The following is a 5,316-nucleotide window of genomic DNA, read 5'->3' as shown; positions in this document are numbered from 1 at the left end:
TTCCTCCTTGGTGACTTCGACAATCCCAAGAGTACCCTACTTTTTTGTCGTCTGCTAGACGCTACCCGTTCTTACACAACTTATTTTACGCCATCCGACCCAGGCTTAAACGGCGGACGTTTGTAGGAAAAACCGCACAAATCAACTCGACCCAGGCTCAAACGACGGACGTTTGTGGGAAAAACCGCACAAATCATTAAGTCTCCAGGAGGTACATCCTCTTTTTTCCTTTTCTTCTGTTCCCCTTGTTCATCGATTATCTTTCGGAGCAGCTTGTTTGGCTTATGGGCCAGCCTTCGTCTTATTGAACAGGAGCCTCGACTGTCAGGCGAACGGATTCGCCTTCGGCTGAACTAGGCCCGATCCAGACGGTGAAATCGCCCGGCTCGACCGTTACGTTCATATCGGCGTCAAGGATGGCGAGCGCATCCGCGCCTAATGTAAAGGCGACCACTATCGACTCGCCCGCCCCTAGCTTGACCTTCCGGAAGCCGACGAGCTTCTTCAACGGTTGAGTGACGCTGGCCGCTTCGTCCCGGATATAGATTTGGACGACTTCCTCTCCCTCGCGACTCCCGGTATTGGACACCTCGACCGACAGCTCAAACGACTCCCCGAGCGCTGCCTGCGGATTCGCGCAGCGGATTTCTCCATAGTGAAATGAAGTGTAGCTTAGTCCGAAGCCGAACGGGTACAGCGGGTCGGTGGACGAATCGAGATAATACGACGTATATACGCCTCCGGGAGGTCGTCCCGTTTTCTTCCGATAGTAGTAGATCGGCACTTGTCCGACGTTCAGCGGGAACGTGACGGTAAGCCGTCCGCTCGGATTGTAGTCGCCGAACAGCACGTCGGCGATGCCGTAGCCGCTCTGGACGCCGAGATGCCAAGCTTGGACGATGGCGTCGGCGTAATCCTGAAGCCATGGGATAGCGAGCGGACGTCCGGTCAGAAGCACGGCCACGATTGGTTTACCGAGCTGGGCTACGGCTTCGACGAGCCGTCTCTGGCCTCCCGGCAGATCAAGATTAGTCCGGCTGCGCGCTTCGCCGCTCATCTCGAACGTTTCGCCGAGCGCCAACACGATAACGTCCGCTTGCCCGCGACCTCCAGCGCCTCGGCAAGCTCGCTTTCCTCCCAACCGGAACCGGAAACGCCGTCGACCTCGCAGCCCTTCGCATACGATACGACAGCGGTCGAAGCCGCCGCTTGCCTCACACCTTCCAATACAGATACAACGTCATCCGGCCTGCCGTCGAACGCCCAGCAGCCGAGCGGGTCCTTAAAGCTGTCAGCCAGCGGTCCGATAACGGCGATCGAAGACGTTGTTTTACTCAGCGGCAGAACGTCGCCCTCATTGCGCAGCAGGACGATCGATTCGCGCGCCGCTTGTCTGGCAAGGGCGATATGCTCGGCCGGCAGGCTCGAATCCGTCGCATATTCACTCGGGGAGACATACGGCCGCTCAAACAGGCCAAGCTTCAGCTTCAAGGCCAATATTCGCAGCACCGCTTCATCCACGAGGCTTTCCGGTACTTTGCCTTCGCGTACGAGTCTCGGAAGGTGGCGAATGTAAATTCCCGACGCCATATCGACGTCGGTCCCCGCACGCAAGGACAACAGGCACGCCTCTTCCTCGTCTGCGGCGACGCCATGCGTGATCAGCTCCTGCAGGGCGTTGTAGTCGCTGGCGACAACTCCCTCGAAGCCCCACTCCTCGCGAAGGATTGTCGTCAGCAAGTAGCGGTTCGCGCAGGCGGGAAGCCCATTAACCTCGTTAAACGACGCCATAATCGTTAGGGCTCCGGCTTCGACTGCCTTGCGGAACGGAGGGAGGATCACTTCCCGCAGCACGCGATCCGACAAGTCGACCGTGTTGTAGTCGCGCCCAGCCTCGGCCAGTCCATACCCGGCGTAATGCTTCGGACAGCTGGCGACTTCCGGGGCCGATCCGTTTCCATCACCGTTATCGCTGCCGATTTGCGAGCCGTTCACCCAAGCTTCCGCATACGCGGACGCAAGCAGCGGATCCTCGCCGATGCTCTCGGCAATTCTTCCCCAGCGCGGATCGCGGCTAACGTCGATCATTGGGGCGAATACCCATGCAACGCCGTCGGCCAGCGCCTCCCGCGAAGCCGCCTCAGCGGTCGCCCCGGCCAGTGCCGGATTCCAAGCGGAAGCTTGAGCGAGCGGAATCGGGAACACCGTCCGATAGCCGTGAATGACGTCGCGGCCGATCAGCAGCGGCACGCCATGGCCATCGCCGTCGTTGTCGACGGCAAGTTGCTGGAGCCGGTTTGCTTCCTCGGCTCCGGCCAGATTAAACACCGAGCCGACAAGACCTTGAGCGATCTGCTCGGAGATCATATCCCTCTGGGATAGGCCGGTATCGGGATTGATCGGGTTAAAGCCCCAATCGTATTGCGTCATCTGTCCGGCCTTCTGCTCCAGCGATAAGCCGCTCAAAATTCGCTGCGCCTTCCTGCGAATTTCGGGCGTAATCCAGGATTTCTTCATGCGGCTATCGTCTCCTTCATTATGGATTGGCGAAAAGCAGCGTCTGAATAGCGTGAGCCGGGATCGACGTCTCGGCTAGTTCATCGTTGCTGCGCAAAGTGAACGGAACGGTCTCGTCGGTCCGGTTTAGCACGACGACGGCGATCGTGCCGTCGGTATTGCGGAAGGCGGTCGTCTCCAGCTTATCGGTATATTTGGTGCAGCCGATGCGCACCGCGCCCGGGCGAATATATTTGCTGAAATGCCCGATGTAGTAGTAAGAGCTCTGATACGTGAGCGAGTCCGTCTTCGTGTCGGCAATGATCGGGGCGTCGCAATAGTTGCCCACATGGTTCGGGCCGCCCTGCTCGTCGAGCACGATGTTCCAATCCGTCCAAGCGGACATCCAGTTGTTCAGATTGCCGATGATGTCATGCGCGTAGCGTTCGCCGCTTTTCCAGGCTCCGAGCTGGACGCCGCCTTCATGGCAGCCTTCGGTAAAGACAAGCTGCTTGTCGGGAAAACGATCGTGAACAGCGGACAGCGATTCGAAATGATCGCCCGAGTACCAATGGAAGCCGGCGCCCCAAATGTATTTCGCAGCTTCCGGGTCCTCGAAGGCGATTTTGGCCCGATCGTAGAGCCGCTCCTTGTTATGATCCCAGATCATCAGCTTGATGCGGGACAGGTCGGCCGCTTCCAGCGCCGGACCCAAATGATTTTTGACGAAGTCCCGTTCCTCTTCGCCTGTATAAATGCACGAGTCCCAGCGCTGCACTGCTTTAGGCTCGTTCTGCACCGTCAATCCCCATACCGGCAAGCCTTCCGCTTCATAGGCTTCGATGAATTTCACATAGTAGCGCGCCCATGCGTCGCGATATTCCGGCTTCAGCTTGCCGCCGTTGTTCATTTCTCCGGTCGTCTTCATCCACTTCGGCGGGCTCCAGGGGGAGGCGTACAGCAGGAAGCGGCCTCCCGCGGTGTCCGCAGCCTGCTTGATGTAAGGGATCAGCGTTTCCTTGTCGCGGCTGATGTCGAAGTTGGCGAGCGTCGGATCTTCCTCTTCTACATAAGCGTAATTGCCAAGGGAGAAATCGCAGCTGTTAATATGCGTGCGGCAGATCGTGTAGCCGATTCCGTCCTGCTCGTCATAATAGGATTTGATGATTTCATTGCGGTTGCTCTCGCCAAGCTTGGCCGCCGTTACGGCGGAAGCTTCGGTAATCGCGCCTCCGAAGCCGATGATTTCTTGATAGGTCAGGTCGTCGTAAATATTGATCAGCGGCATCTCAGTGCCATGCTCGTCCGGTCGGAAGCTCAAGGGGGCCTTTTCCGTCAATCTGTCTTCAGAGCTCTGCCGGGTTTGAATGACTCTAACCTTTCTTTGGCTCATGATCCATAACCTCCATTGATATGCATTATAGGATTAATTATAGGAGGAATGGCGGCGCGATTTGTAGAAACAATATGATTGTATACCTATACGATCTGATTGTTCTGATTTGAGGAAGTGAGGCGTCGGAAAATGGGGATCGGCGGGATCAGCGTTCAATTATGCGGCCATTCCAGGCATCAAGAGCCGTTCAGGCACGAGTATCGCAACGGACTGGATACCTATATTATCCGATTGCAGCTTGAAGGAACATGTCAGGCGCTCGTCGACGGGAAAATGACCGATCTGATGCCGGGGGATTTACTGCTGTTCCGGCCGGGAGATATTTACGAGCTGCGGATCGGCGCCCACGGCGAAGCGAAAATGAAGCCCAGCGGCGACTATTTTATTTTGTGTACGGGAGAAGGCATGGACGAGTGGTGGGCGGAAAAAAAGCGACCGACGCTGCGCAAAATTGCCGAGAACGAGCGGATCAAAGCGACCTGGCATCAGCTTTTTCTCGAAAAGAGAAGGCTGGACGGCGGGAATCCCGAGCTCGTTACGCTGATTGTCCGCACGCTGCTGCGGCTTCTGGACCGCGCATTGGAGGAAGCTCCGTCAGTGCAATCCGTCGCGGCTTTTCACGCGATTCGGATGCGTAACTATATCGAGGAGAATGCGTTGCGGCCGCTAAGGCTGGAGGAGATTGCCGATCAAGCGGGGCTGAGCGTATCCAGGGCTGTGCATCTGTTTAAAGAGCATTTCGGCATGTCTGCGATGCAGTATGTGCAGCAGCTTCGATTGGCGCATGCGGTCGGCCTGCTGGAGCACAGCGTTCTGTCGCTTGAACAGATCGCATACGAAGCGGGACTGAGCAGCTATACCTACTTCCATCGAGTGTTTCGCGCGGCATACGGAATCTCTCCCGGGGCATATCGCAAGCGGCGGGCAGGGGACGATTGAGCCGACTGACGCGGCGGTTTGACAGATTCCGGCCGATTTAACATAATAGAAGAAAGAAGCTGGGGAAGCACCTCGCAAAGTCCAACACAATACGTGTGTGGCTTTGCCGGGTGCTTTTTACGTATACGGGGGAGGGATACGGGAATGAAGAAGAAAAGAGCGGATGAGCCGGTTATTCGCGAGCAGCCGGTCACCTACGACGACTATGCGGCGATGCCGGACGACGGCAACCGGTATGAGATTATCGACGGCGTGATGGAGCTGATGTCTCCGGGGCCGATGGCGGTTCATCAGACGTTGAGCAGGGAGCTATTGCTACTTTTAATACAAAGCTGTCGTTCAGATTATGCAATCTTTTACGCTCCGTTTGATGTCATTTTAAGCAAGGTGAATGTGGTACAACCGGACATTTTAATGATTCATCGCAGCCGCATCGATATCGTTAAGCCGCATGGCGTTGAAGGTGCGCCCGACCTGGTCGTTGA

Annotated in this window: 5 protein-coding genes; 2 read left to right on the top strand and 3 right to left on the bottom strand. The window is 56.7% G+C overall.

The window, feature by feature from the left end; translation table 11 throughout:
* Nucleotides 1–301: 301 nt before the first annotated feature.
* Genes DFP98_RS40050 through DFP98_RS27340 form a run of 3 tightly spaced genes read right to left on the bottom strand, consistent with a single transcriptional unit; the run spans nucleotide 302 to nucleotide 3,889 of the window.
* Entirely contained in the window at nucleotides 302–1,084 is a 783-nt protein-coding gene (locus DFP98_RS40050; protein WP_281275164.1) for a glycoside hydrolase family 3 C-terminal domain-containing protein, read from the bottom strand.
* Nucleotides 1,054–2,517, bottom strand: a complete 1,464-nt coding sequence (locus DFP98_RS27345; protein WP_281275163.1) for a glycoside hydrolase family 3 protein — start codon at nucleotides 2,515–2,517, stop codon at nucleotides 1,054–1,056. The genes DFP98_RS40050 and DFP98_RS27345 overlap by 31 nt, the downstream gene beginning before the upstream one ends.
* Before the next feature lie 19 nt (nucleotides 2,518–2,536).
* On the bottom strand, nucleotides 2,537–3,889 hold the full coding sequence (locus tag DFP98_RS27340) for a glycoside hydrolase family 30 protein (RefSeq protein ID WP_116063810.1): 1,353 nt from the start codon (nucleotides 3,887–3,889) through the stop codon (nucleotides 2,537–2,539).
* 132 nt (nucleotides 3,890–4,021) lie between these two features.
* Here DFP98_RS27340 and DFP98_RS27335 point away from each other — a divergent pair, with 132 nt between their 5' ends.
* Nucleotides 4,022–4,831 (top strand): AraC family transcriptional regulator, encoded by an 810-nt coding sequence (locus DFP98_RS27335; protein WP_116063809.1) that lies wholly within the window; start codon nucleotides 4,022–4,024, stop codon nucleotides 4,829–4,831.
* A gap of 144 nt (nucleotides 4,832–4,975) precedes the next feature.
* On the top strand, nucleotides 4,976–5,316 hold a 341-nt coding region (locus DFP98_RS39260; RefSeq protein WP_181917973.1), incomplete at its 3' end, for a Uma2 family endonuclease.

The organism is Cohnella phaseoli (assembly GCF_003386235.1).
GTDB lineage: Bacteria > Bacillota > Bacilli > Paenibacillales > Paenibacillaceae > Cohnella > Cohnella phaseoli.
Note: the sequence above shows the minus strand (reverse complement) of the source record. Positions and strands in the feature narration are given on the sequence as shown.

Bases quoted from the DNA above. Each gene is read 5' to 3' on its own strand.
- DFP98_RS27340 (WP_116063810.1), bottom strand. From the start codon at position 3,889: ATGAGCCAAAGAAAGGTTAGAGTCATTCAAACCCGGCAGAGCTCTGAA.
- DFP98_RS27345 (WP_281275163.1), bottom strand. From the start codon at position 2,517: ATGAAGAAATCCTGGATTACGCCCGAAATTCGCAGGAAGGCGCAGCGA.
- DFP98_RS27335 (WP_116063809.1), top strand. From the start codon at position 4,022: ATGGGGATCGGCGGGATCAGCGTTCAATTATGCGGCCATTCCAGGCAT.